Genomic DNA, 23,526 nt, shown 5'->3' with positions numbered 1-23,526 from the left:
GGTTTTTCAACGAGGCAACGATCACGACCAACCGGAGGTTTTCAAATGAGGCAACGTATTTACCTTCCCGGAGGTATTGCTATGAGGCAACAGGGAGTGGCCGATAGCCACAACCACCCGGGATAATTACTTGAGCGGCCCCGGTTCATGAAAATCAGCGCTGCTATGCCGATGTGAGACGATCACATCATGACCTCGCGGAGCACGGCTGCATCTTCCAGAACAGCGAAGGGGCCCGCAACAGGCGTCCGACTGGCCGGCATCGACGCGGCCCGCGGCCTGGCCCTCCTGGGCATGATGGCCACCCACCTGCTCCCAACCTTCGAGCCAAACGCCGCACTGACCCCTACCTGGGTGGGCCTGACATTCTCCGGCCGTGCCGCCGCACTGTTTGCCGTTCTCGCGGGAATCGGCCTCGCCCTGTCCACCGGCAAGCAGCAGCCTCTCGACGGACCGGCACTGACAGCGGCCCGGCGCGGCATCGCGATGCGCGCCTTGGTGATTGCCGTCGTCGGGCTCGCGCTCGGCGGACTTGACGTCAATGTGGCGGTAATCCTGGTGCATTACGCCGTGCTGTTCCTGTGCGTCCTGCCGTTCATCGGGCTGCGGCTGAAGGCCCTGTGCGCCTGGGCTGCCGGCTGGCTCCTGCTGTCCCCGGTGACTGCCTTCCTGCTGCGGCCGTGGTTGATGGCCGCAGATCCGCCGCTGCAGCTCGCCCACAACCCGGGGTGGGAGGATCTCACCAACCCGGCCCAGCTGCTTGGCGACCTGTTCCTGACGGGGTACTACCCGGTGTTCCAGTGGATTTCATATCTTTTGGTGGGTCTGATCATTGGCAGGCTCGCGCTGACCACGGCGATAGTTCCCGTGTTGCTGCTGCTCGGCGGCACTGCGGTGGCGGCATTCTCCAAGGTCCTGGGGACGGCCGCTATGGGGCCTTGGGGTGGCCGCGCCGCCCTGCAGGATATCCTCGCCGACCCCAACTATCCGCTGGACAGCCTCCTGCAGGTCAATCTGGCCGGTGTCCGCCAGGAGGGTTCCTGGTGGTGGCTGGCCAGCAGTGCGCCCCATTCCGGAACCACGCTGGACCTGCTGCATACCAGCGGCGTGGCGGCCGCCGTCGTCGGCCTTTGCCTTCTGGTGGGCAGGCTCGGCCAGTGGCTGGCCCTCGACCTGCTGCTTCCGCTCCGCGGACCCGGCGCCATGACTCTGACGCTGTACACGGCCCATGTGTGCGTGGTGGCGTCGTTCCACCTCAAGCCGTTGCCTGTGGGGTGGACCGAGGACGGGATGTATTTCGCCCACGCGGCGCTGGCCGTGGTGATCGGGATGGTCTTCGCCATTCTGAAATGGCGCGGTCCGCTGGAATGGCTCGGACACGCCGCCAACCAGGTGGGCCGCCACCAGCCGGCGAGGATCCGCTAACCCGGCTCTCCGGCTGGGCCGGCCGCCCGGCTAGCGCGCCACAGCGTCGCCGGAGGCGCGGAACAGCCGCACGGCGTCGCGCATGGAAGAACGTGCCCGCTTCCGGTCACCCGACGCGTCATAAGCGCAGCTGAGCCTGAACCAGGAACGCCAGTCGTCCGGGGCCGCTTCGGTTTCCGTGCGGTATTTCTCGAACTCCTGGTCCGCCGCAGCCCGGATAATCCGGCCGGCCGGCGTGCGGGGCAGGTTGTCCTCCGGCAGGCCGCCTTCGGCCTCAAGCACCCGTGCCATCTGTTCCGTCCGGGCGCCGAAGAGGAGTTCACGGATCAGGGCCCATGCGCCGATGACCGGCAGCACGAGGTACGCCGCGCCGATGGCCTTGGCCACCGGCTCGGGATCGCTCAGCAGCAGGACCGAGCGCTGGAGGGACACCACCAGATAGAAGACCAGCAGGAGCGTCACCGCGCCCACCCAGATCTTGGTGCGGTTGGTCTTCAGCCAGCCAAGAAACGGTTTCACTGGGTTACAGCCCCAGATCCAGGTAGCCGTCAAGGCCGACGGTAAGTCCCGGGTGGGCGGCAACGTTGCGGACACCCAGGAGGACGCCGGGCATGAACGAGGCACGGTCGAAGGAATCATGGCGGAGCGTCAGCTGCTCCCCCGGCCCGCCGAGGAGGACCTCCTGGTGGGCCACGAGCCCCCGGAGCCGGACGCTGTGCACGCGCACGCCGTCCACCTCGCAGCCGCGGGCTCCGGCCAGTTCAGTTGTGGTTGCGTCCGGGCTGGGGCCGACGCCGGCCGCCTCGCGTTCCGCTGCCACCAGCTGGGCGGTACGCACCGCGGTTCCCGAGGGCGCGTCCACCTTGTCCGGGTGGTGGAGTTCGATGATCTCCACGGATTCGAAGTACTTGGACGCCTTGGCGGCAAACGCCGACGTCAGCACGGAGCCGAGGGCGAAGTTGGGTGCAATCAGCACACCGACTTCCGGGTGGCCGGCCAGCAGGGTTTCCAGCGACTCCAGCCTGCCCAGGTCCCAGCCCGTGGTGCCCACCACGGCGTGCATGCCGTTTTCGACGGCGAAGCGGACGTTCTCCTCGGTGCTTTCCGGAACGGTGAGGTCCACGACGTACCGGGCACCGGCGTCGAGCAGGGAATCGAGGGAGTCACCGCGTCCCAGCGCGGCGACAAGCACCATGTCCGGAGCGGCCTCCACAGCCTTCACGGCCTCGGCGCCCATGCGCCCGTTTGCGCCCAGAACGGCGACAGGAAGTTGTTGGGTCATGGATTCAACACTACCGTTCGGGCAGCCGCTGAACGGAACCGGAGCCCATGCGTTACCTCATTCGCGGACGGCGTGTTCCCCGGCGCTGCCGGCCCTACTCCCCGGCCCTGCCGGCCCTCATTCCCCGGCGCTGCCGGCCCCACTCCCCGGCGCTGCTGGCCCCACTCCCCGGCGCTGCCGGCCCTTATTCCCCGGCCCCGACCCATTCGACGGTGCCGTCGCTGAAGAACTGTTCCTTCCAGATCGGCACCTGCGCCTTGACCCGGTCCACCAGCTCGGAGCACACGGCGAAGGCCTGCCCGCGATGGGCGGCCGCCACGGCGCAGACGAGGGCAGGGTCGCCAATTTCCAGCGGGCCCACCCGGTGGGCGACCCAGATCCGGACCGGCGGAGCCGCACCGGCGCCATCCGGGCCGGCACCCGCCGTTCCAGCCGCTGCGGCCTGTTCGGCCACCAGCTGCGCCACGACGTCGTCCAGCACCTTTCGGGCTGTCGGGTGGGCGCTGTAGCTGAGCCGGTCGACCGGCTTCCCGCCGTCGTGGTTCCGGACCACGCCGCTGAAGCTGACTACAGCTCCGGCGGTCTCCGACTCCACGGCGGCGATGGCCTGGTCCACGGAGATGGGTTCGGCGCTGAGCACCGCGGTTACTACTTCGAACGAAGCCTCAGTGGCCATGTCCGCCCTCCAATTGGTCGCACAAGTGCCCGATCACCGGGTCCAGGACGGTCAGGCCGTCCATGACCCCCTTGGGTGATCCGGGCAGGTTGATGATAAAAGTCCGCCCGGCCGCACCGGCATGTCCACGGCTGAGCATGGCGTGCGGCGTCTTGGCGGTTCCCGCCTGACGGATGCCCTCCATGATGCCGGGGATTTCGCGGTCCAGCAGCGGCAGCGTCATTTCCGGCGTGCGGTCGTCCGGGCTCAGGCCGGTGCCGCCGCTGGTGATGACGACGGCGGGTTCCTGGGTCAGGAGGGCGCGGATCGCGGCGCCAACCGGTTCGCCGTCGGGCACCACCATGACCGGATACGGCACGAACCCGTGTTCCGTGAGCCAGTCGGTGATGACCGGCCCGGTCTCGTCCTGGTAGACGCCGGAGGCTGCGCGCGTTGAGGCAATCACGACGCCGGCCTTGCGGCCCTGCACCTCACCGTGGACGTGAGGTGCCGCGGTTTTGGAGTCGGGGGTGCTCACAGGGCCCAGTCCCCGCTCTTGCCGCCGCTCTTGGCCAGGACCTTGATGTCCGTGAGAACAGCGTGCTTGTCCACGGCCTTGATCATGTCGTAGACGCTAAGCGCCGCCACGGAGGCCGCCGTCAGGGCCTCCATTTCGACGCCGGTCACACCCCGGGTCTTGACCGTGGCCAGGATGTCCACGGTCTCGGGTCCGAGTTCGAAGTCGACGGTCACCTTTGAAATCGGAAGCGGATGGCACAGCGGGATCAGCTCAGGGGTTTTCTTGGCCGCCATGATCCCGGCAACCCGGGCCACGGCCAGCGCATCGCCTTTGGGCAGGCCGCCGGTGCCCAGCAGCGCGAGGACCTCGGCGGTGCTGCGGACCGTAGCCGTGGCCGTGGCCTCGCGCGTGGTTTCCGGTTTTTCTGAGACGTCCACCATCTGGGCCGTGCCGTCACGGCGCAGGTGGGTCAGGGCGCCGTGGTCATTTTCTGCAGTCACAACATCCATACTTCCACTTCGGCGCCCTCGTCGAGAGCGGCAGTGCCGGCTGGCACGTGGACCAGGGCGTTGGAGTGGGCCAGCGCCTGCACCAGATGTGAGCTTTCGCCGCCCTGCAGCCGGACTGTGCCGTCAGCCAGCAGGGACCCCCGCCGGACCTGGTGCTTGCCGGCCGGGGAGGACAGCGACTGGGCCAGCCGCGCCCGGACGGCGGGCCTGGGTGCGGGCGCGCCAAATAGTTCGCCCAGCACCGGCCGGAGAAACATCTCAAAGGAGACGAGGCAGCTGACGGGGTTTCCCGGAAACGCAAGGAGGGGGACGCCGTCGAACGTTCCCAATCCCTGGGGGCCGCCAGGCTGCATCGCCACGTGCTGGAATGCGACGTCCTGGCCTTCCATGGCCTGCCGCACCACCTCGTACGCGCCCTTGCTGACTCCCCCGGTGGTGACAATCAGGTCCACTTGGGACGTGTGCGTGCGCAGTAGCGTCCGCAGGCCTTCCGGGCTGTCGGCGGAAATACCCGCCCTGGTCACGGCAAGTCCCGCCTGCCGCAGGGAGGACTCCAGGAGGGTGCCGTTGGCGTCGTAGATCTTGCCGTCGCCCAGCGGTTTCCCGGGTTCCACCACTTCATCGCCGGTGGTGACCAGCAGGACCGAAAGCTGTTTGTGAACCAGGACCTCGGGCATCCCCAGGGCGGCGAGCAGGCCCAGCTGCGCCGGGCCCAGGCAGGTGCCCGCGTCGAGGGCCCGCTGGCCGGCCTCGATGTCGCTTCCAGCGGCCCGGATGAACGTCCCGGCAGCCGTGGCCGGCAGCCTCACCTCAGTATCTTCGCCCGCGCCCGGAAAGACGGACGGGACCGCCTGTTCAATAGGTACGACGGCGTCTGCCCCTTCGGGCACCATGGCACCGGTCATGATCGGGGCAGCGGTGCCCGGCTGCAGGGCTGCGGGATTTGCGCCGGCCGGGACCGGTGCCGCTACGCGCAGGTCCGCCCCGCCGTCGGGCACGTCGCAGGAGCGGATGGCAAAGCCGTCCATCTGGGAGTTCGGGAACGGGGGCAGGCTCAGCGGCGCTGTGACGTCTTCCGCCAGCCCGCGGCCCAGGGCCTGGACCAGCGGAAGCCTTTCGGTCCGCTCCGGGGACAGCAGCGGCCCGAGGAGCTCCCTGACCGCCTGCCGGTGATCCGCCACGCTCCGGTGCGCGCCGTGATCGTGTTTGCCGTGATGGTGATTGCCGTCGTGCGTGTGCTGTTCATGCGGGCTGTGCGCGCGGACGCTGGCGTCCGTGGCGGCGGCAGCGCCGGCGTCAGCAGTGCCGGGGTCAGGTGCGGCGGATCGTACGGCGGCATTGCCGTGCGGCTGCGAGGGGCTGTGCATGGTCCGGCCTTTGGTGGGCTACGTTTTCACGTCCACTCTAATGGTGTGGAAGCCCGTGGCGCCGTCGGGTGCCACCGAACGGTGTTCCTCAGCCTGTTCCGTGCCCTTGAGGTCCGTGGCCCGGACCTGAATCTCGTGTTGCCCGGGCTGCAGGTCAAGGCCGAGCTCCCACTGGTACCAGGTGTCCACCGAGATGCCCCGAGCGAGCTTGGCCGGTTGCCAACTCCCCCGGTCCACGCGCAGCTCGACCTTGCCTATTCCGGTGTGCTGCGCCCAGGCCACACCGCCGAACACCACGTTTCCGGCCGGTACGGAAGCTCCGTTCCGGGGCACGTCGACCCGGGACGAGATCTTGATGGGGCCGCGCTCTGACCAGCCGCGCGGCGTCCAGTAGGCCACGTCGTCGGCAAACCTGGTGACCTTCAGTTGGGTGAGCCACTTGGTCGCGGACACGTATCCGTACAGCCCGGGGACGATCATGCGCACGGGGAAGCCGTGTTCAAGCGGGAGCGGCTCGCCGTTCATGCCCACGGCCAGCAGCGCATCACGCCGGTCGGTGAGCACCTCCAGGGGGGTGCTGGCCGTAAAGCCGTCGGCACTTCGGGATAGAACCATGTCCGCGTCCGGCTTAGGGCCGGCCATCGCCAGCAGCTCCCGCACCGGCCAGCCCAGCCAGCGTGCGTTGCCGATCAGGTCGCCGCCCACCTCGTTGGACACGCAGGCGATGGTCACGAACCGCTCGATCATCGGCTTCGACATCAGGTCCTCAAAGGTGAGCTCAACCTCCCGTTCCACCAGCCCGGTGACCTTGAGCCTCCACTCGCGGGAATCGAGAACGGGAACGGACAGCGCAGTGTCAATCCGGTAGAAGTCAGGATTGGGTGTAACCAGCGGGCCGACTCCCGCCAGTCCCACGTCAGCGCCGGCCGGAATCGGCGGCGCCGGGGACTGCGGCACGGGCAACCGCAGGGTCCGTCGGGCCTCGTTGACGCCGGCCGCCCCGCCGCGCCAGACAGTGACGACGGCGCCGCCCACCAGGACGCCGGCGACGGTGCCTCCCAGCAACTGGAAGAAACCCCGACGGGCCGGTCCCTGGCCGCCCTCCCCGCTACGCGCTGCAGCCAGGCGCCTGACCAGCTTCAGCAGCACCGCGATCCCGATCCCGGCCGCAAGCAGCGGAAGGACGACGGCGGTGGCGGTCACCTGGGCGCGAGTCAGGACCGCGGCCAGTCCCACGACGCCGAAGACTGCAAAGACAGCCACACCCGCGAAGCGCCGGCGCAGCTCGAGGACACCTGCCGCGGCAGCGAAAACGGCGATACCCAGCGCCATGCCGGCCAGCAACGCCAGCTTGTCCGCTGTGCCGAACAGGGAGACGGCCCAGTCCTTAACCCCCGGCGGGGCAGTGTCGATGACGGCGCCGCCCAGGGCGGTCATCGTGGAGAGGGAAGGACTGACGAAGCCGGCGATGAGTTCGCTGGCGACAAGTCCGGTGCCGGCTGCCACCACGCCTGCGGCCGCAGCCCACCGGCGCTGGTTGCGGCCTGGCTCATGGGACCCGTTCACCCTTCCAGCATAGGTTCACCAGAGCTTTCCGGCACCGCCGTCATCCCCGGTGGCCGCTCTGCCTCCGGGCCCGCAGCTGCAGCCGCCGGTCACGGGACGGGCCGGGTGTGATCCGCGCCCCATCGTGGCGTAGCCTGAAGTCATGAGTGTTCAGCTTGGCATACCGCAGCTCCGTGAAGGAGGCGCACCCGATTCCGGTTCGCAGCCCCCCGCTGCGCGCCCGGCCGGGATCCCCGCCCGCCGCCCGGCTGACGCTCCCGCCGGCCTCGCGGACCGCTACGGCCGCAGCGCGACGGATATGCGACTTTCGCTGACGGACAAGTGCAACCTGCGCTGTACCTACTGCATGCCGGCCGAGGGGCTGGAGTGGCTCTCGAAGCAGGCGGTCATGACCGGCGAGGAAATCGTCCGGATCGTCGGCATCGGCGTGAAGCTGCTTGGCGTGCGCGAGCTGCGCCTGACCGGCGGCGAGCCTCTGGTCCGGGCCGACCTCGTCAACATCATTGGTGCCCTGCGCCAGGCACACCCCGAGCTTCCCATTTCCATGACGACGAACGGCGTGGGCCTGGACCGGAAGGCTGCAGCCCTCAAGGCCGCCGGGCTGACGCGCATCAACGTCTCCCTGGACTCCCTGCACGAGGAAACCTTCACCAAACTCACACGGCGGCCGTTCCTGGACCGGGTGCTCGCCGGGGTGGACGCCGCCTGGGCTGCGGGCCTGGGACCGGTGAAGCTCAACGCCGTGCTGATGCGGGGCATCAACGACACCGAATCGCCGTCCCTCCTCGCCTGGGCGCTGGAGCGCGGCTACGAACTGCGGTTCATTGAGCAGATGCCGCTGGACGCCGACCACGGCTGGACCCGCCGGAACATGATCACCGCTGCCGAGATCCGCGAACTCCTCTCCGGGGAGTTCGTGCTGAGCCCGGATCCGCGTGCCCGGGACGGCGCACCGGCGGAACGCTTTGAAGTACGACGCCGGGCGGCCGGTTCCGCTGAATCAGGCGGTTCCGCTGACTCACACGGCCCGGCGCTGGGAACCGTGGGGATCATCGCCTCGGTCACCGAGCCGTTCTGCTCCGACTGCCGGCGGACCCGGATCACCGCCGAAGGCAAGATCATGAGCTGCCTCTTCTCCCGCGAGGAATTCGACCTGCTCGGCCTGCTGAGGCAAGGGGCCAGCGACGAGCAGCTCGCCGAACGCTGGCAGGATGCCATGTGGCTGAAGCCCAAAGCCCACGGCATGGACCACGTGGGACTCGACGCTCCGGACTTCGTCCAGCCGGACCGCAGCATGAGCGCCATCGGAGGCTAATCCTTGAACGTACGATACTTCGCTGCCGCACGCGCCGCGGCAGGCGTGGAGGAAGAGCGCTTCGAACTTCCCGCCGGATCCACGGTGGAGTCCCTCTTGGCCGCCGTGCTCGACGTTGAACGACCGGCACCTCCGGCCGGGACACCGCCGCTGGACAGGATCCTGGCCCGCAGCAGCTTCCTACTGAACGAGGTCGCCGTCCGGGACCGGACCACCGTCCTGGCAACTGGCGACGTGGTGGACGTCCTCCCGCCTTTCGCCGGCGGCTAACCCAACTGTGTAGCAGCAAAGGGCGTTCCCAGCCGTGGGAACGCCCTTTGCTGCTACCTGCTTGGGTGGTGCAGGGCTTGCTTTACGCGCGGTGGCAGATCGAGGTCATGAACGGCTGGAAATCCTGGGTCTCCCCCAGCCGCAGTTCGGCCGTGTGGGTCAGCACGCCCTGGTCCACCCGGAAGGTGTGCCGGGCGGTGCCGCGGTCGCTGTGCCGTTCCACCGTGAGCGTCGAGTCGTGCCAGACGCCACGGGCCGGGGCTGACGGGGGCCGGCCCATGCTGTCGACGTAATACCAGAGCGTTTCGTCGTGGTCGGGATCCACCGTGAAGACCCCGTGCCCCTCAAAGTGCGTGCCGTCGCCTTCGGTATGGCGGTAGGACTGGACGACGGCGAACCCTCCGGCGGCGCGGGTGAATGTCACCTCCGCGGTGGCGGTGCGTGCCGGACCCCACGGCGAGGCAGCCAGCTCGGTGGTTCCCAGCCAGCGCCCGACGAAGATCTCGAGCGCCTCGTGCGCTGTGCCCGGTAGCGGCTGGTCCATCATTCCTCCTACGCCGGAACTTCCGTGGATCAGAGCCCGAAGGTTTCCGATTCGTCGAAGGGGCCGACCACCGTCACGGTCCGCGGGGCCGCAGCCAGCTGACTGGCCAGCTCCTGGACCTGTTCCGCTGTCACGGCCTTGATAAGCCGCAGGGTCTCGTCTATGTCCTGGTATTCACCGGAGACCAGCTCGGCACGCCCCAGCCGCGACATACGGGAGCCGGTGTCCTCCAGCGCGAGGACGATCCCGCCGCAGAGCTGCCCGACCGCTTTGCGAAGCTCTTCCTCGGAGATGCCGCCGGCCGCGAGGCTGTCGAGTTCGGCGCCGAGGAGTTCCAGGACCTGGCGGACCTTGGTGGGCGTGCAGCCGGCGTACATGCCGAAGTAGCCGGCGTCGGCGTAGGACGAGGCGAAGGAGTACGTGGAGTACACGAGCCCGCGCTTCTCGCGGATCTCCTGGAACAGCCGTGAGGACATACCGCCGCCGAGCACCGCGTTCAGGACGCTCATGACGTAGCGGCGTTCATCGGTGGCCACAATGGTGGGACAGCCCATGATGATGTTGGCCTGTTCCACCGGGCGGGTGACCACGTGCAGCCCGGCGGTGCCGGTGATCTCTGCGCGCTCTGTGGAGCGGCGCTCCACGGGAGCCGCCCCGGACTCAAGTGACCACCCTGCTGAGTGGAGGGCATCCACCACAAGCCGGCAGACGACGTCGTGCTCCAGGCCGCCGGCGGCAGTGATCACCAGCTCGTCCGGGCGGTAGTAGCGGCGGTAGTGGTCCCAGACGGAGTCACGCGCCACGGCGCGGATGGCGTCCGGAGTGCCGCCAATGGGCCGCCCGAGCGGGTGGGTACCGAGCACGGCGGCGACGAAGTGTTCATGGGCGACGTCCGTGGGGTCATCGCTGTCCATGGCGATCTCTTCGAGGATGACGTCCCGCTCCTGCTCCATTTCCGCAGGGTCGAGCACGGCGCCGGTGATCATGTCGGCGATGACGTCGATGGCCATGGGAAGGTCCGTATCCAGGACGCGGGCGAAGTAGCAGGTACTCTCCTTCGCCGTGGCGGCGTTGGATTCGCCGCCCACCTCGTCAAAGGCGGAAGCGATCTCCAGGGCGGTGCGCCTCTTGGTGCCCTTGAACAGCAGGTGTTCCAGGAAGTGCGTCGAGCCGTGCTGCCCGGGAGCCTCGTCCCGGGACCCCACGCCCACCCAGAACCCGATGGTGGCCGAACGCTGCCCCGGCATCGCCTCAGTCAGGACACGAACCCCGCCGGGGAGGACCGAACGGCGGACTTCCGAACCGCCGTCGGCTCCATGGATCAGGGTGTCGCCGGGGTGGTTCTGCTCCAGCGGCAGGGGTACGACAGTCATCAAGGCCTTTCGGGAAGCGGAGCCAAATCTGCCTGCAATCGTACCAGCGGGCCACGCCGTCGGCGTGGCTCTGACGTGGGCTTATTTGCCGCCGCACAGCGGTGTTGAGAGGGGTGGGTTAAATGAGGCGGGGCCGGTGGTACAACCAACGGCCCCGCCTTAATCGGTTCCGGCAGCACGCAGCTGCCGGAGCCTGGAACTACTCGGAAGCGTCCGAGCCTTCTGCCGGAACGGAAGCGTGAACGCGGTCGGCGTCGCCGGCGCCTTCCTCTTCAGCCACTACCGGAGACAGGGACAGCTTTCCGCGGTCATCGATCTTGGTGATCTCGACCTGGATCTTCTGGCCCACGGAGACGACGTCGTCGACGTTGTCCACGCGCTTGCCGCCGGCGATCTTGCGCAGCTCGGAGATGTGCAGCAGACCGTCCTTGCCCGGGGTCAGGGACACGAAGGCGCCGAAGGTGGTGGTCTTGACGACCGTGCCCAGGTAGCGCTCGCCGATTTCCGGAACCTGCGGGTTGGCGATGGCGTTGATCGCGGAGCGCGCGGCATCTGCCGACGGGCCGTTGGTGGCGCCGATGTAGACGGTGCCGTCGTCCTCAATGGAGATGTCCGCGCCGGTGTCCTCCTGGATCTGGTTGATCATCTTGCCCTTGGGGCCGATGACCTCGCCGATCTTGTCCACGGGGATCTTGACGGCGATGACCCGCGGAGCGAACTCGGAGAGCTCGTCCGGGGTGTCGATCGCGGCGTTGATGACCTCGAGGATGTGGAGGCGGGCCTCGCGTGCCTGCTTCAGTGCTGCTGCCAGCACGGATGCCGGGATGCCGTCGAGCTTGGTGTCCAGCTGGATGGCCGTGACGAACTCGGAGGTACCGGCAACCTTGAAGTCCATGTCACCGAAGGCATCTTCGGCGCCAAGGATGTCGGTCAGCGCGGCGTAGCGGGTCTGGCCGTCAACCTGGTCGGAGACCAGGCCCATGGCGATGCCGGCTACGGCTGCCTTCAGCGGCACACCGGCGTTGAGCATGGACAGCGTTGAGGCGCAGACCGAGCCCATCGAGGTGGAGCCGTTGGAGCTGAGGGCCTCGGACACCTGGCGGATGGCGTACGGGAACTCCTCGCGGGACGGGAGCACCGGCACGAGCGCACGCTCGGCCAGGGCACCGTGGCCGATTTCGCGGCGCTTCGGGGAACCGACGCGGCCGGTCTCACCGGTGGAGTACGGCGGGAAGTTGTAGTTGTGCATGTAGCGCTTGCGCGTTACCGGCGACAGCGAGTCGATCTGCTGTTCCATCTTGAGCATGTTCAGCGTGGTGACGCCCATGATCTGGGTTTCACCGCGTTCGAAGATGGCAGAACCGTGAACGCGGGGCAGGACTTCAACCTCGGCGGTGAGCTGGCGGATGTCCGTCAGGCCGCGGCCGTCGATGCGGATCTGGTCCTTGAGGATGCGCTGGCGCACAACGTGCTTGGTCACAGAGCGGAAAGCTGCGGACAGCTCCTTCTCGCGGCCTTCGAACTGGCCGGCCAGGGAGGCGACAACCTCGTCCTTCAGCTCGTCCGCTGCGTTGTCGCGGTCCTGCTTGTCAGCGATCTGGAAGACAGCGGTGAGCTTCTCCGCGGCAGCAGCCTCGACGGCGGCGTACACGTCGTCCTGGTAGTCCAGGAAGACGGGGAACTCGACGGTGGGCTTGGCGGCGCGGGCGGCCAGGTCCTGCTGCGCTTCGCAGAGTGCCTTGATGAACGGCTTGGCAGCCTCCAGGCCCTCGGAAACAATCTCTTCGGTGGGGGCGGTGGCGCCCTGTTCCTTGATGAGGCTCCAGGAGTTGTCCGTGGCTTCGGCTTCGACCATCATGATGGCGACGTCGTCACCGGCAACGCGGCCGGCAACGACCATGTTGAACACGGAGTTCTCGAGCTGGGAGTGCTTCGGGAAGGCAACCCACTGCGAACCCTGCTCGTCGGCGACGAGGGCAACGCGGACGCCGCCGATCGGGCCGGAGAACGGCAGGCCGGAGAGCTGGGTGGACATCGAGGAGGCGTTGATGGCCACGACGTCGTAGAGCTCGTCCGGGTTGATCGCCAGGACGGTGACGACGATCTGGACCTCGTTGCGGAGGCCCTTGACGAACGCGGGGCGCAGCGGGCGGTCCATCAGGCGGCAGGCCAGGATGGCTTCCGTGGACGGGCGGCCTTCGCGGCGGAAGAACGAGCCCGGGATGCGGCCGGCGGCGTACATGCGCTCTTCGACGTCCACCGTCAGGGGGAAGAAGTCAAAGCCTTCACGCGGGTGCTTGCCGGCGGTGGTGGCGGAGAGCAGCGCGGTGTCCTCGTCGATGTACACCATGGCTGCCCCGGCTGCCTGCTTGGCAAGGCGGCCGGTTTCGAAGCGGATTACACGCTTGCCAAAGCGGCCATTGTCAATGACTGCTTCTGAGAACTGGATTTCGGGACCCTCCAAGAGAGTCACCTCCGTTTCTTGTTTAACGGAAGTCCAGCCGCATCAACCCAGCCAGCATCTGTCTACTGGCCCTGCACCCGGTCATCGATCGAGACCCACGGGCCGGCTTCAATCAGCGAAGCTTCCCGGGGATCACTACCGAGGACCGCGAATGCGTGATGCGGTTGATCCTCCTGTTTAGTTTTTATGTACTGACGAGGCGGCCCGTTCCGGCAGGAAGGGCCGCCTCCAAACCAGACTAGCGGCGCAGGCCGAGACGCTCGATGAGCGAACGGTAGCGGGCGATGTCGGTGTTCTTCAGGTAGGTCAGCATGCGCTTGCGGCGACCAACCATGGCCAGCAGACCGCGCTGGGTGTGGAAGTCGTGCTTGTGCTCCTTCATGTGCTCAGTCAGATCCTTGATCCGCTGAGTCAGGACCGCAATCTGGACCTCCGGCGAACCGGTGTCGCCCTCGGACGTTGCGAAATCCTTGATGATGGACTGCTTTACGGCGGCGTCAAGTGCCACAATAACTCCTAGAGATGTGCCGTGAGGCCCGAGTCAGTAATTCACTGCCGGGGGTGCCGGTGCCGACTTCCGAAGAAGTTTCCGCACACAGCAGGATCCAGCAACCACGGACTGCAGCCGGATCCACCGCTTAGTTTACCGGCCGTGTTGCAATCTTGTCGAAACGGCAGCAGTGCTGTTCGGGTTGCGGTTCAGGCCTCCGGAGGAGGTCCCGGATGGCTGCCATGCCGCGGTGGAGTTCGGCGAAGCCGGTGCTCAGCGGTGAAAGTCCAATCCTGATGCCCTGGGGCGCCCGGAAGTCTGGGATGACATCCTTCTCCCACAGCGCCGCTGTCACCTCGCGGAAGGCGGGATGGTCAACGGTGATGTGGCCTCCGCGGCGGTCGGCGTCCCGCGGCGTGGCAAGCCTCACGCCAGCCGGCGCGAGCCACGCATCGTGCAGTTCCAAGGCGTAGGCGGTGAGCTGCCGCGACTTTTCGCGGATGGCGGCCATGCCGGCCTCGTCAATCAGGTCCAGGGTGCCGCGCATGGCGATCATTCCGGAGATGGCCGGCGTGCCGCTGAGGAAACCGCGGATGCCGGCGGCCGGTTCGTAGCCGGGCCCCATCTCGAACGCGTCCTTCCGGCCCATCCATCCCCAGATGGGCTGCGCGAGTCCTGGCAGGTGCCGGTCGTTGACGTAGGCGAACGCGGGCGAGCCCGGCCCGCCGTTCAGGTACTTATAGGTGCAGCCGGCGGCAAAGTCCACGTTCCAGGCGTCCAACTGAAGCTCCACTGACCCGGCGGAATGGCACAGGTCCCAGACCACCAGCCCGCCGGCGTCGTGCACTGCCGCCGTTATGGCCGGCAGGTCCGCCAGGTAACCGGAACGGTAGGCCACGTGGCTGAGGAGGACGACGGCGGTGGCTGGCCCCACAGCCTCCCTCACCTGATCGAGGTGGACACCGGAGGCGGGATCCGCCTCGATCCAGCGCAGCGTCAGCCCCTCCTCCTTGGCGATGCCTTCGACGAGGTAGCGGTCGGTGGGAAAGTTGTCCGTGTCCACCACGATCTCTGTGCGCGCCGGATCCTCGACGGCGGCCAGGGCTGCCCGGATCAGCTTGTACAGGACCACGGTGGTGGAGTCGGCGATGATGGTCTGGCCCACGGCGGCGCCCAGCACCGCCCGCCCCAACTGGTCGCCGATGGCCTGGGGCATGTCCAGCCATTCCTCGTCCCAGCCCCGGATCAGGCGCCCGCCCCAGCCCTTCTCGATGAAGCTGGAAATGTCGCCGGCGGTCCGCTTGAGCGGGCGTCCCAGGGAGTTGCCGTCGAGGTAGGACAGCTCGGTGTCCGCGCCGACGAACAGGTCCCGGTACCGGGCCAGGCAGTCTTCGGCGTCGAGACGCGTGGCCTTCTGAAGCAGGGCGTCGCTTGCTGGCAGGGCCTCGCGCGCGTGGGCGGTCAGGTCACCCGAGCCGTCCACGGCGGTCACTGTCCGATCTCCGTACGCACGGCGAACAGCTCCGGGAAGAACGTCAGCTCAAGGGCCTTTTGCAGGAACGCCGCCCCGGTGGAGCCGCCGGTACCAGTCTTCATACCGATGGTGCGCTGTACGGTGCGCAGGTGCCGGAACCTCCACAGCTGGAAGTTATCCTCCAGGTCGACGAGTTCCTCGCACGCCTCGTACGCTCCCCAGTTCTGCGCGGCGTTTTCGTAGATGTGCTTGAAGAGGGGCACCAGACCCGGCTCAAACTCATGCGCCCGGGTCACATCCCTGTTGAGCACTTCCTCGGGAACATCGAAGCCCTGGCGGTGCAGGTAGGCGAGGAATTCGTCGTAGATGCTTGGCGCGTGCAGGACTTCGGTCAGCAGGGCGTGGGCTTCCGGATCAGATTCGAAGACGGGAAGCATCTTCCTGTTCTTGTTGCCCAGCACGAACTCCACGGCACGGTACTGGCTGGACTGGAAGCCGGATGAATTGCCCAGGAACCCGCGGAATTCCGCATACTCGGTCGGCGTCAGCGTGGCCAGGACGGACCACTGTTCAGTGAGGGTCTTCTGGATGTGCTTGACCCGGGCGATGCCCTTCAGAGCCGAACCGAGGTCATCGGAACGCAGCCACTGGGCGGCACTGCGGAGCTCGTGGAGAACCAGCTTCAGCCACAGCTCCGTGGTCTGGTGCTGGATGATGAAGAGCAATTCGTCATGGTGTTCCGGGACGCTGACGGGCTGCTGGGCGCTGAGCAGTGTGGGCAGCTGGAGGTAGGACGCGTAACTCATGCGGGAACTGAAATCACGAACAATGCCCTTGTCCAGTTTCCTGGTGTTTTTCTCTACGGTCACAGCGTCGCCTTCCTTGCCAATACTGTGTGATGCGGGACTGTGTGTTGCAGGCCCGGGGGTGCAGGCGGGTCAGCGCTTGAGCAGGATGTCGTGCGTCTGCAGGACGTCCTGGCGCATCTGCTCCACGAGGGCTTCAGGCCCACGGTATGCCACCATGCCGCGGAGCCTGGACACGAACTCCACGACTACTGTCTGGCCGTACAGATCGAAGTCCTCGATGCGCTCTTCGGGCCTGTCGATGACGTGCGCCTCCACCTGGCGGCTCACGCCGTCGAATGTGGGGTTGGAGCCAACGGAGATGGCGGCAGGCCAGCGCGTCCCTGCCTCGTCCACGAGCCAGCCTGCGTAGATGCCGTCCGCCGGAATGAGGCCGCTCGCGTCGCTGGAAAGGTTGGCAGTGGGGAAACCGAGGTCGCGGCCACGCGCGGCTCCGTGGACCACCTCGCCCCGCATCCGGTGCGCGCGGCCCAGGACCGCGGCGGCGGTGCCGACGTCTCCTTCCCGGAGCGCTTCGCGCACCCAGGTGGAGGAACAGCGGCGGTCCGTTCCGCCGTCGTCGTGCAGCGGGAAGCCCTCCGAGCCGAACTCGCTGATCACCAGCACCTCGAAGCCGAACTTCTCCCCCAGGTCCTGCATGGTGTTCAGGTCTCCGGAGTTGCCCTTGCCGAAGCGGGTGTCATGGCCGATGACAACGTAGCTGGCGTGGAGGCTGTCCACCAGGACCGAGCCGACGAACTCTTCCGGGGTAAGGCTGGCGAGCTCCAGGGAGTATTTCATGACCAGAACGGCGTCCAGTCCGAGCTCGCCGAGGGCCTGGAGTTTGTCCTGAAGGCCCATGATCAGCTCGGGCGCGCTTTCCGGCCGATGGACCAGTGCCGGGTGCGGGTCGAACGTGACCGCAACCGACTTGGCGTTGTTCAGCCGCGCGGTCCTGATGAGCTGTGACAGCACCTGCTGGTGGCCGCGATGGACGCCGTCGAAATTTCCGATAGTGACAACGGAAGGACCAAAGTCTTCGGGGACCTCGGTCGGATCATTCCAGATGTGGACCATCAACCTCGCCTTTTACTGCCTGCCAGAACGTGCTTCCGGCGTGCCAGGGCCGGAACTCTCTAAGGTTACCCGCAATCCCTGCCGGTCACGGACGCCCATGGGTGCGGCGGGCAGGTGGCCCCGTGAACCGCGCTGGGGGCAGCCCGGTGGCCTACCGTCTGCAGGTACGCCCCGCTAGGATGCAAAGGCAGCGGACCAGGCAGCGCTGCCCTGAGCCTTCGAGTTTTCATTAGCGTTTCAACCGCACGGATCGCCCGCGAGATGAGCAGGCGGGAAGGAGCCACGCCATGAATGATATCCAGGAGCTCGTGGGACAGATCCCTGTCCAGCAGATCGCTTCCTTGCTGGGGACTGATACTGCGTCCGCGCAGGCCGCAGTGGAAGCCGTCGTGCCGACGCCGCTTGCCGGGATGCAGAACAACGTCCAGGCGCCGGATGGCGCTGCTGCGCTGGAATCCGAGCTGGCCAGGCACCGGAATGAACTGGCCGACGGCGGCGTGGACCCGTCGCAGGTGGACACCCGGGACGGCGAGAAGATCGTTAGCCACGTCTTCGGCGGCCAGCAGGACCAGGTGGCCAATCAGTTGGCGGGGACCGCGAACCTCAGCGGAGTCGGCGGGGACCTCGTCCGCAAGCTGCTGCCGATCGTCGCCCCGATCGTCATGTCTTATCTGGCCAAAAAGGTCCTCGGCGGCGGGCAGGGTTCGGGTGCACAATCATCCCCTGCAGGTGGCGGCATCGACCTGGGAAGCATCCTTGGGGGAATCCTGGGCGGCATTCCGGGCCGCGGCTCGCAGCCGCAGCAAGCCCCCCTGACGGAGCAGGACGAGGAACCATCAACGCAATCCGGTTCGGCACCGAATACGAACAGCTCCGGCCAGACGAACGATGCGGCGCCACCCTCGCACCGGACGCTGACGCCCGGCGAGCTGATCGAGGTGGACCTGCCGGACCAGAACCGTTAGATCCTGGAGACCACGCTAGGCGGCAGGGGCTGCGGGCCGCCGTCGGTAAAGCCAGATGAGGCCCAGAATGGGCAGGATGAAGGGAACGAAGGCGTAGCCGCGGCCAAACGCGGACCACACGGTTTCGTGCGGGAACTGCACAGGGTCAAATAGGCTCAGGGCCCCCACGACAATCACGCCGACCAGTTCCACCAGGACGGCGACCAGGGAGACCTTGAACCACGTCCGGCCGGCCTTTGCCAGCGACACCGTGGCCACCACGTAGACGACGGCGGCGAAGGCGGAGAGCAGGTAGGCCAGCGGGGCTTCGGAGAACTTGGTGAGGATCTGGTAGCCGGCCCGGGCGGTAGCCGAAATGGCAAAGATGGCGTAGACGGCGATGAGCAGCCGGCCGGGACCAGTGTTCCTCGTGTCGGCGGGGCGCTTGCCGGTGTGTTCGGACGTATCAGCCACGTTGCGTGCTTCTTCCACTTCAGTACCAGATCTGATTCATGCGGGCGGCCATGACGAGTGCGGTAACGCCGACGGCGGCCAGGACAAAGTTGCTCCAGCGGGTCCGTTCCAGGATGGACCAGTACACCGCGGCTACCGGCAGCAGGAGCGCGGTTGCGAGGTAGCCCCAGAACTCCCAGGCTTCTCCCGCGATGTGCTCCCCCGCGATGACCCGCACTATCGAGCCAACAAGGTAGACCAGCAGTGCCAGTTCGACGGCGGCCACCGAAAGGATGGTGATGTCGTTCGGGGCCTTCTTCATGATGCCCGCCGCCACGCAGATCAGCGTGGACAGCAGGCCGACGCCCAGGATGATGTAGAAATACGCGTCCAACGCTAAACCTGCCCGCCGCCGTCGGCACCCGAACCGCCAGGAACACCGGCGCCTGTGCCGGAGTTGGAACCACCTGTGCCAGAACTGTTGGAACCGCCGGGTCCCGTTCCCGGGGCGAAGACCAGCACGGGTTTGGCGAAGCTTCCGCTGTCCGCGAGCAGGGCCACAAGCGATCCGTCAGGCGCGAACGCGGCTGCGGGCTTTTCGGCTGTCGCGGCGGCCGGTGTGCCCGCGGCGACACCGGCCGCGATGCGCCGGCCGAAGGAAATCTCTGTGGTTTCGTCTGCGCTCAGCTCCCGGTTGGGCATGAGCGCCCTGGCCGCCTGGGACATTTCGAGGACCTCGAGGTCTTCCGCGAGCTGCTCGAGGGTCCGTGCCTGGTCCAGCGAGTACGGTCCCACATTGGTCCGACGCAATGCGGTCAGGTGCCCGCCGACGCCGAGGGAGTTACCAAGGTCACGGGCGAGGGCACGGATGTAGGTGCCCGAGGAACATTCCACCGTCACGTCGACGTCCACCACATCGGTGTCGTGTCCGGCGGCCTGGTCCCGGCGGATTTCGTGGACGTCGAAGCGGTGGATGGTGACCGGCCGGGCAGCGAGCTGGACATCTTGCCCGGAACGGACGCGCGCATAGGAGCGTTCACCGTTGACCTTGATGGCGCTGACGCTGCTGGGCACCTGCTGGATCTCGCCTGTCAGGGACTCAACGCCGGAGCGGATGGCCTCCTCGGTCACGGAAGCGGCGCTCGCCCGGCTGACAACTTCGCCTTCGGCGTCGTCGGTGATGGTGGATTCCCCCAGCCGGATGGTGGCCGTGTAGGTCTTTGACGTGCCCACGATGTACGTAAGGAGCCGCGTCGCCTTGTTAATGCCGAGCACCAGCACGCCGGTGGCCATGGGATCCAGCGTTCCCGCGTGGCCCACTTTCCGGGTACCGGCGATCCGCCGCATCCGTCCAACCACATCGTGGCTGGTCCATCCCTGCGGCTTGTCCACTATTACCAGTCCAGAAAGCACGCCTATCAGTATATGGGGCATGCGGCCCGCTCACCGGTGACGCAGCAGGTCCGGCGCTAGGATGGCAGTCATGCCCGAGCTTTCCGCGCACATACGCGACGTCCCCGTCAACCAAATCCGCGAGATCACCGAGGCGGCGTGGCGCACCCCCGGAGCGCTGATCCTGAGCATCGGGGAGCCCGGGTTCCCGCTCCCCCGCCATGTCCTGGATGCCGGAATAGCTTGCCTGGACCGTGACGAAACCAACTACACGCCGAACGCTGGCATCCCGCCTCTCCGGGCGGCTTTCGCAGCCAAGTTCCGCGAGCAGTCCGGCGTCGATATCGGGGCAGACCGCGTATATGTGGTCGATGGCGCCCAGCAGGGCCTGCACTTCGCCATGAGCCTGCTGCTCGCCCCCGGCGACGAGATCCTGATTCCCAATCCGGGCTATCCCACGTTTGCCATGACCAGCCGGCTGCTGCATGCCGTCCCCGTGGAGTATCCCCTGTATCCCGCCAATGATTTCCAGCCCCGGATCGCGGACATCGAGGCGCTCATTACGGACCGGACGCGGGTGCTGATGCTCAACTCGCCGTCGAACCCCCTGGGCGCCGTCCTGCGGGAAGACCTGACGCAGGAACTGGTTGAACTGGCCCGCCGCAATGACCTTTGGATCATCTCGGATGAATGCTACGAGGCCTTCACCTACGACGTCCCGCACGTGAGTCCTGCCCGGTTCGACAGCACCGACCCCGGCGAGGCGCGGGTGTTCACGTCGCTGACGCTGTCCAAGACGTATGGGCTCACCGGCCTGCGCATTGGGGCACTGATCTGCCCGCCCGGGCTGGAGCAGCGGATGAACAACGTCATGGAGGCCATCGTCTCCTGTGTGGCGTCGCCGTCCCAGTACGCGGCGCTCGCCGCGTTGACCGGTCCGCAGGACTATGTATCGCAGGCCCACACGCATTACCGGGCCAACCGCGATGCGGCGTCGGCTGTGCTGGTAGAAAAGGGCATTCCCTACCTGAGCGCGCAGGGGGCGTTCTACCTGTGGGCGGACGTCTCGCACGTCAGCGGCGGAAATGTCCGGGCCTGGGTCAAGCAGTTCCTCGCCGAGGCCGGAGTCTCCTTTGCACCCGGGACTGCATTTGGCTCGATCGGCGAAGGGTGGATCCGGATCGCCCTGTGCGGCGATCAAAGCGAATTGGTCGAGGGCGTGGGCCGGCTCCCCCGCAGGCTCGCCGGGTAGCTGGAATCAGTAGTCGGTGCGTGCGGCGTGGTTGCGCCACGCATCGAACGGGGCGCCCGACGTCGGAACCGGGGTGTGGCTGACCGGCAACAGTTCGGCCCGTGTGCCGCCGAAGTACTCGTAGAACACGGCATCGTCGAATCCCGCTGCGGCTGCGCCGTGCCTGTCCGCGGCGAAGTACACGCGGTTGATCCGTGCCCAGAGCGCCGCCGCGAGGCACAGCGGGCAGGGCTCGCAGCTGGCGTACAGGACAGCGCCGCTGAGGTCGAAGTTCCGGGTCTCCTTGGCGGCGGTCCGGATGGCCACCACCTCAGCATGGGCGGTGGGATCGTTGTCACGGGTGACCCGGTTGACCCCTTCGTGGACGGTGCCGTCAGCTGTCACCACCAGCGCGCCAAAGGGCCCGCCGCCGGCCGCGACATTCCGTTCGGCCAGTGCCACCGCCTCGGTAAGGTATCCGGTCACGTCTGCAGCAGATGGGTGGGGGCGCATGGTCTGATCATAGCCAGCAGAACGGTGCTGCGGGACAGTCGCGTTCCAGTTCATTCGTGTTGGGGTCGTGAGTGGAAGTAGTTGTTGCGTCGGGGTTTTCGGTGGGGGTCGAGTTCTGGTGGGGGTTTGAACCAGGGCACCTCGTTGGTGACTTCGATGTGCCAGTGTTCTTTGTGGATGAGGTGGTGGTGGTGGCTGCAGAGTAGGACGCCGTTGCCGGTTCCAGTGGTTCCGCCGCGGGACCAGTAGGTGATGTGGTGGGCTTCGCACCATGATCCTGGGATGGTGCAGCCGGGGAACGCGCAGCCTTGGTCCCGGGCCATGATGGCTTTGCGGATGTGGGGTGGGAAGACGCGTGAGGCGCGGCCGATGTCCAGGATCCGGCCCTGGCTGCCGAGGACCACGGGGATGATGTCGGCGTCGCAGGCGATTTTGCGGATCGTGGCAGGGTTCACCGGACCGGAAAAGGCGAACAGTGCGGTCCCGCCGGTGTAGGCATGGTGCGGGCCCTGGGTGCCTTGGTCTTTCTGCAGATCTTGGGCACCTTGGGCACAACGTGCGTCTGGAGCCGACTGGGCGTTTTGGGCCCATTGTGCGTCCTGGCGGTGTTGGAGATCGCCGAGGAGGTCGCGGTAGTTGATGGTGACCAGGATCTGGGGCCGATGTCCGCCGTTGGCGGGCAGGGTGTCGCTGGTGAGGGCGGTCTGGACGGCGCCGACGAGCCCGTCGAGCCGCTTCTGACCCTGTGAGCGGTGATCCAGGGAGACTTCCGGGATGCCCTCCGTGTCCCAGCCGGCAAGGCTGGCCGGTTCAGCGTTCCCTGCACCGTCACCACCCGTTCCGCCGGCACCCGTTCCGTCGGCGCCGTTCCCGTTACTGCCGGTCCCGTCGGCACCCTTGCCGTCGACCCGTGTCGGGGTGCGGGGGTTGGTGGCGGTGTTCATGGCGGTGGTGAGGGTTTCGAACTGTTCGGTGGTGGCGAAGATTTCCAGGTGCTGCAGGCCGTGTTGCGGGCGGCGGACGAAGGCACCCTGGATTTGCCGGAGTGCCGCTTCGGAGGGTTCGGTCCCGTCCTGGTCGATGGCTTCGGCCCAGTGTTTGGCGACGCGGGTGAGGAAAATCGGCGTCGTTCTCGAGGGCGGCTTGGGTCAGGTCGTGTTCCATCGCGGCGGTGTGGTCCGGGGTGGTGAAATGCCGTGCCCGGTCCAGGGCCAGGGTGATGGTGGTCGCGGCGCGGGAGCTGATCTGGGCGGTATCGACCGCGGCGGCGAGCTCTTCATACCTCGGGGGGAGCTGTTGCCCGCCGAACCCTGCCCGGGGCAGGACCGCGTCGGCCAGCCCGATCCGGCGGCGGGCTTCGGCGGAGCTGATCCGCAGCCTTCCCTGGAGGAACTCGACACTGTTCCGGGAGCCGTCCTCCCCCGGACCCGGGCTCGCATCAGCGGCCGTGACGGGGACGAGGGGTGATGCTGCGGCGGTGAGGGCGGCAGTACGGGACCAGTCCACCGCGCCCGCGGCGAGCACCTGCAGGCGCTCCACCCGGCGGGAGAGCTGCTCGACCCGGCCGGCGAAATCCGCGGCCTGCCCGAAACCCCACAACGCAGCGTCTTCGGCGGTGATCGCGTCCGGTTCCAGCACGGCCAAGGCCTGATCAACAACGTCCCCCTCGAGCACGAGGGCATCCACGGCAGCAGGAACGCTCTGAAGGGCGTTAGCACCAACCGAAACCGGCTCAGAAGCCAACCCACCGGCACCGGTCCGTAAGACCCGGTCTGCGTTGAATCCCCGAACGGCTTCCATAGGTCTAGTTTGATTGG

25 protein-coding genes are annotated in these 23,526 nt (G+C 67.2%); 5 read left to right on the top strand and 20 right to left on the bottom strand.

Features of this window, described 5'->3' with window-relative positions:
* Positions 1 to 189 precede the first annotated feature (189 nt).
* Entirely contained in the window at positions 190 to 1,425 is a 1,236-nt protein-coding gene (locus G9E11_RS15010; protein ID WP_190607021.1) for a heparan-alpha-glucosaminide N-acetyltransferase domain-containing protein, read from the top strand.
* 30 nt (positions 1,426 to 1,455) lie between these two features.
* On the opposite strand, the gene G9E11_RS15005 is transcribed toward G9E11_RS15010, so the two are convergent.
* The 7 genes from G9E11_RS15005 to G9E11_RS14975 form a co-directional block, all read right to left on the bottom strand.
* Positions 1,456 to 1,944, bottom strand: coding sequence for a hypothetical protein (locus tag G9E11_RS15005; protein ID WP_190607019.1), 489 nt, complete (start codon positions 1,942 to 1,944; stop codon positions 1,456 to 1,458).
* 4 nt (positions 1,945 to 1,948) lie between these two features.
* On the bottom strand, positions 1,949 to 2,707 hold the full coding sequence (gene dapB / locus G9E11_RS15000; RefSeq protein ID WP_190607016.1) for a 4-hydroxy-tetrahydrodipicolinate reductase: 759 nt from the start codon (positions 2,705 to 2,707) through the stop codon (positions 1,949 to 1,951).
* A gap of 184 nt (positions 2,708 to 2,891) precedes the next feature.
* Positions 2,892 to 3,383: a molybdenum cofactor biosynthesis protein MoaE gene (locus G9E11_RS14995; protein ID WP_190607014.1), complete on the bottom strand. Its 492-nt coding sequence runs from the start codon at positions 3,381 to 3,383 to the stop codon at positions 2,892 to 2,894.
* Positions 3,373 to 3,900 (bottom strand): MogA/MoaB family molybdenum cofactor biosynthesis protein, encoded by a 528-nt coding sequence (locus G9E11_RS14990; RefSeq protein ID WP_190607012.1) that lies wholly within the window; start codon positions 3,898 to 3,900, stop codon positions 3,373 to 3,375. The genes G9E11_RS14995 and G9E11_RS14990 overlap by 11 nt, the downstream gene beginning before the upstream one ends.
* Positions 3,897 to 4,391, bottom strand: a complete 495-nt coding sequence (gene moaC / locus G9E11_RS14985; RefSeq protein ID WP_190607009.1) for a cyclic pyranopterin monophosphate synthase MoaC — start codon at positions 4,389 to 4,391, stop codon at positions 3,897 to 3,899. The genes G9E11_RS14990 and moaC overlap by 4 nt, the downstream gene beginning before the upstream one ends.
* A complete protein-coding gene (locus G9E11_RS14980) occupies positions 4,379 to 5,758 on the bottom strand; it encodes a molybdopterin molybdotransferase MoeA (protein WP_190607008.1) in 1,380 nt (459 codons plus the stop codon). Before G9E11_RS14980 ends, moaC begins: the two co-directional genes overlap by 13 nt.
* An 18-nt stretch (positions 5,759 to 5,776) precedes the next feature.
* Entirely contained in the window at positions 5,777 to 7,195 is a 1,419-nt protein-coding gene (locus G9E11_RS14975) for a molybdopterin-dependent oxidoreductase (protein WP_194718266.1), read from the bottom strand.
* A 271-nt stretch (positions 7,196 to 7,466) separates the two neighbouring features.
* On the opposite strand from G9E11_RS14975, the gene moaA reads away from it, so the two are divergent.
* Positions 7,467 to 8,639: a GTP 3',8-cyclase MoaA gene (gene moaA / locus G9E11_RS14970; RefSeq protein WP_190607004.1), complete on the top strand. Its 1,173-nt coding sequence runs from the start codon at positions 7,467 to 7,469 to the stop codon at positions 8,637 to 8,639.
* Between the two features lie 3 nt (positions 8,640 to 8,642).
* The gene (locus tag G9E11_RS14965; protein ID WP_190607002.1) at positions 8,643 to 8,909 is read left to right on the top strand and encodes a MoaD/ThiS family protein; all 267 of its coding nucleotides are present in this window, start codon (positions 8,643 to 8,645) and stop codon (positions 8,907 to 8,909) included.
* An 82-nt stretch (positions 8,910 to 8,991) separates the two neighbouring features.
* Here G9E11_RS14965 and G9E11_RS14960 read toward each other — a convergent pair whose 3' ends face one another.
* From G9E11_RS14960 to G9E11_RS14930, 7 genes are all read right to left on the bottom strand, one after another.
* Positions 8,992 to 9,453, bottom strand: coding sequence for a DUF1579 family protein (locus G9E11_RS14960; RefSeq protein WP_190607000.1), 462 nt, complete (start codon positions 9,451 to 9,453; stop codon positions 8,992 to 8,994).
* A 29-nt stretch (positions 9,454 to 9,482) separates the two neighbouring features.
* Positions 9,483 to 10,826, bottom strand: coding sequence for a M16 family metallopeptidase (locus tag G9E11_RS14955; RefSeq protein ID WP_190606998.1), 1,344 nt, complete (start codon positions 10,824 to 10,826; stop codon positions 9,483 to 9,485).
* A gap of 199 nt (positions 10,827 to 11,025) precedes the next feature.
* On the bottom strand, positions 11,026 to 13,290 hold the full coding sequence (locus tag G9E11_RS14950; protein ID WP_190607120.1) for a polyribonucleotide nucleotidyltransferase: 2,265 nt from the start codon (positions 13,288 to 13,290) through the stop codon (positions 11,026 to 11,028).
* A 238-nt stretch (positions 13,291 to 13,528) separates the two neighbouring features.
* A complete protein-coding gene (gene rpsO / locus G9E11_RS14945) occupies positions 13,529 to 13,798 on the bottom strand; it encodes a 30S ribosomal protein S15 (RefSeq protein ID WP_102970860.1) in 270 nt (89 codons plus the stop codon).
* A 130-nt stretch (positions 13,799 to 13,928) separates the two neighbouring features.
* Complete coding sequence (gene kynU, locus G9E11_RS14940) at positions 13,929 to 15,245, bottom strand: kynureninase (protein ID WP_246468980.1); 1,317 nt, start codon at positions 15,243 to 15,245, stop codon at positions 13,929 to 13,931.
* A gap of 23 nt (positions 15,246 to 15,268) precedes the next feature.
* On the bottom strand, positions 15,269 to 16,123 hold the full coding sequence (gene kynA / locus G9E11_RS14935) for a tryptophan 2,3-dioxygenase (RefSeq protein ID WP_190606995.1): 855 nt from the start codon (positions 16,121 to 16,123) through the stop codon (positions 15,269 to 15,271).
* Between the two features lie 69 nt (positions 16,124 to 16,192).
* Positions 16,193 to 17,176: a bifunctional riboflavin kinase/FAD synthetase gene (locus tag G9E11_RS14930; protein WP_190606993.1), complete on the bottom strand. Its 984-nt coding sequence runs from the start codon at positions 17,174 to 17,176 to the stop codon at positions 16,193 to 16,195.
* A 287-nt stretch (positions 17,177 to 17,463) separates the two neighbouring features.
* Here G9E11_RS14930 and G9E11_RS14925 point away from each other — a divergent pair, with 287 nt between their 5' ends.
* Complete coding sequence (locus tag G9E11_RS14925) at positions 17,464 to 18,141, top strand: DUF937 domain-containing protein (RefSeq protein WP_190606991.1); 678 nt, start codon at positions 17,464 to 17,466, stop codon at positions 18,139 to 18,141.
* Positions 18,142 to 18,156: 15 nt separating this feature from the next.
* Here G9E11_RS14925 and G9E11_RS14920 read toward each other — a convergent pair whose 3' ends face one another.
* From G9E11_RS14920 to truB, 3 genes are read right to left on the bottom strand one after another with little or no spacing between them, the layout of a single operon-like run.
* A complete protein-coding gene (locus G9E11_RS14920) occupies positions 18,157 to 18,612 on the bottom strand; it encodes a hypothetical protein (RefSeq protein ID WP_414635197.1) in 456 nt (151 codons plus the stop codon).
* Between the two features lies 1 nt (position 18,613).
* Positions 18,614 to 18,967 (bottom strand): hypothetical protein, encoded by a 354-nt coding sequence (locus G9E11_RS14915; protein WP_190606987.1) that lies wholly within the window; start codon positions 18,965 to 18,967, stop codon positions 18,614 to 18,616.
* Positions 18,968 to 18,969: 2 nt separating this feature from the next.
* Positions 18,970 to 19,986: a tRNA pseudouridine(55) synthase TruB gene (gene truB / locus G9E11_RS14910; protein WP_190606985.1), complete on the bottom strand. Its 1,017-nt coding sequence runs from the start codon at positions 19,984 to 19,986 to the stop codon at positions 18,970 to 18,972.
* A gap of 70 nt (positions 19,987 to 20,056) precedes the next feature.
* Between truB and G9E11_RS14905 the strand changes: the two genes are divergently transcribed.
* Positions 20,057 to 21,217: a pyridoxal phosphate-dependent aminotransferase gene (locus G9E11_RS14905; protein WP_190606982.1), complete on the top strand. Its 1,161-nt coding sequence runs from the start codon at positions 20,057 to 20,059 to the stop codon at positions 21,215 to 21,217.
* Between the two features lie 6 nt (positions 21,218 to 21,223).
* On the opposite strand, the gene G9E11_RS14900 is transcribed toward G9E11_RS14905, so the two are convergent.
* The 3 genes from G9E11_RS14900 to G9E11_RS21650 are packed head-to-tail and all read right to left on the bottom strand — an operon-like array spanning position 21,224 to position 23,383.
* Positions 21,224 to 21,709 (bottom strand): nucleoside deaminase, encoded by a 486-nt coding sequence (locus G9E11_RS14900; RefSeq protein WP_190606980.1) that lies wholly within the window; start codon positions 21,707 to 21,709, stop codon positions 21,224 to 21,226.
* Positions 21,710 to 21,759: 50 nt separating this feature from the next.
* Positions 21,760 to 22,653 carry an HNH endonuclease gene (locus G9E11_RS14895; RefSeq protein ID WP_414635196.1) on the bottom strand — a complete coding sequence of 298 codons (894 nt, stop codon included), beginning with the start codon at positions 22,651 to 22,653 and terminating at the stop codon, positions 21,760 to 21,762.
* Positions 22,583 to 23,383, bottom strand: a complete 801-nt coding sequence (locus G9E11_RS21650; RefSeq protein ID WP_414635195.1) for a DUF222 domain-containing protein — start codon at positions 23,381 to 23,383, stop codon at positions 22,583 to 22,585. The genes G9E11_RS14895 and G9E11_RS21650 overlap by 71 nt, the downstream gene beginning before the upstream one ends.
* Positions 23,384 to 23,526: the final 143 nt, after the last annotated feature.

The sequence above is a fragment of the Arthrobacter ipis genome, assembly GCF_014694315.1.
In the GTDB taxonomy this organism is placed as follows: domain Bacteria; phylum Actinomycetota; class Actinomycetes; order Actinomycetales; family Micrococcaceae; genus Arthrobacter; species Arthrobacter ipis.
The sequence above is the reverse complement of the archived record's forward strand: the minus strand, read 5'-3'. Positions and strand labels throughout refer to the sequence as shown.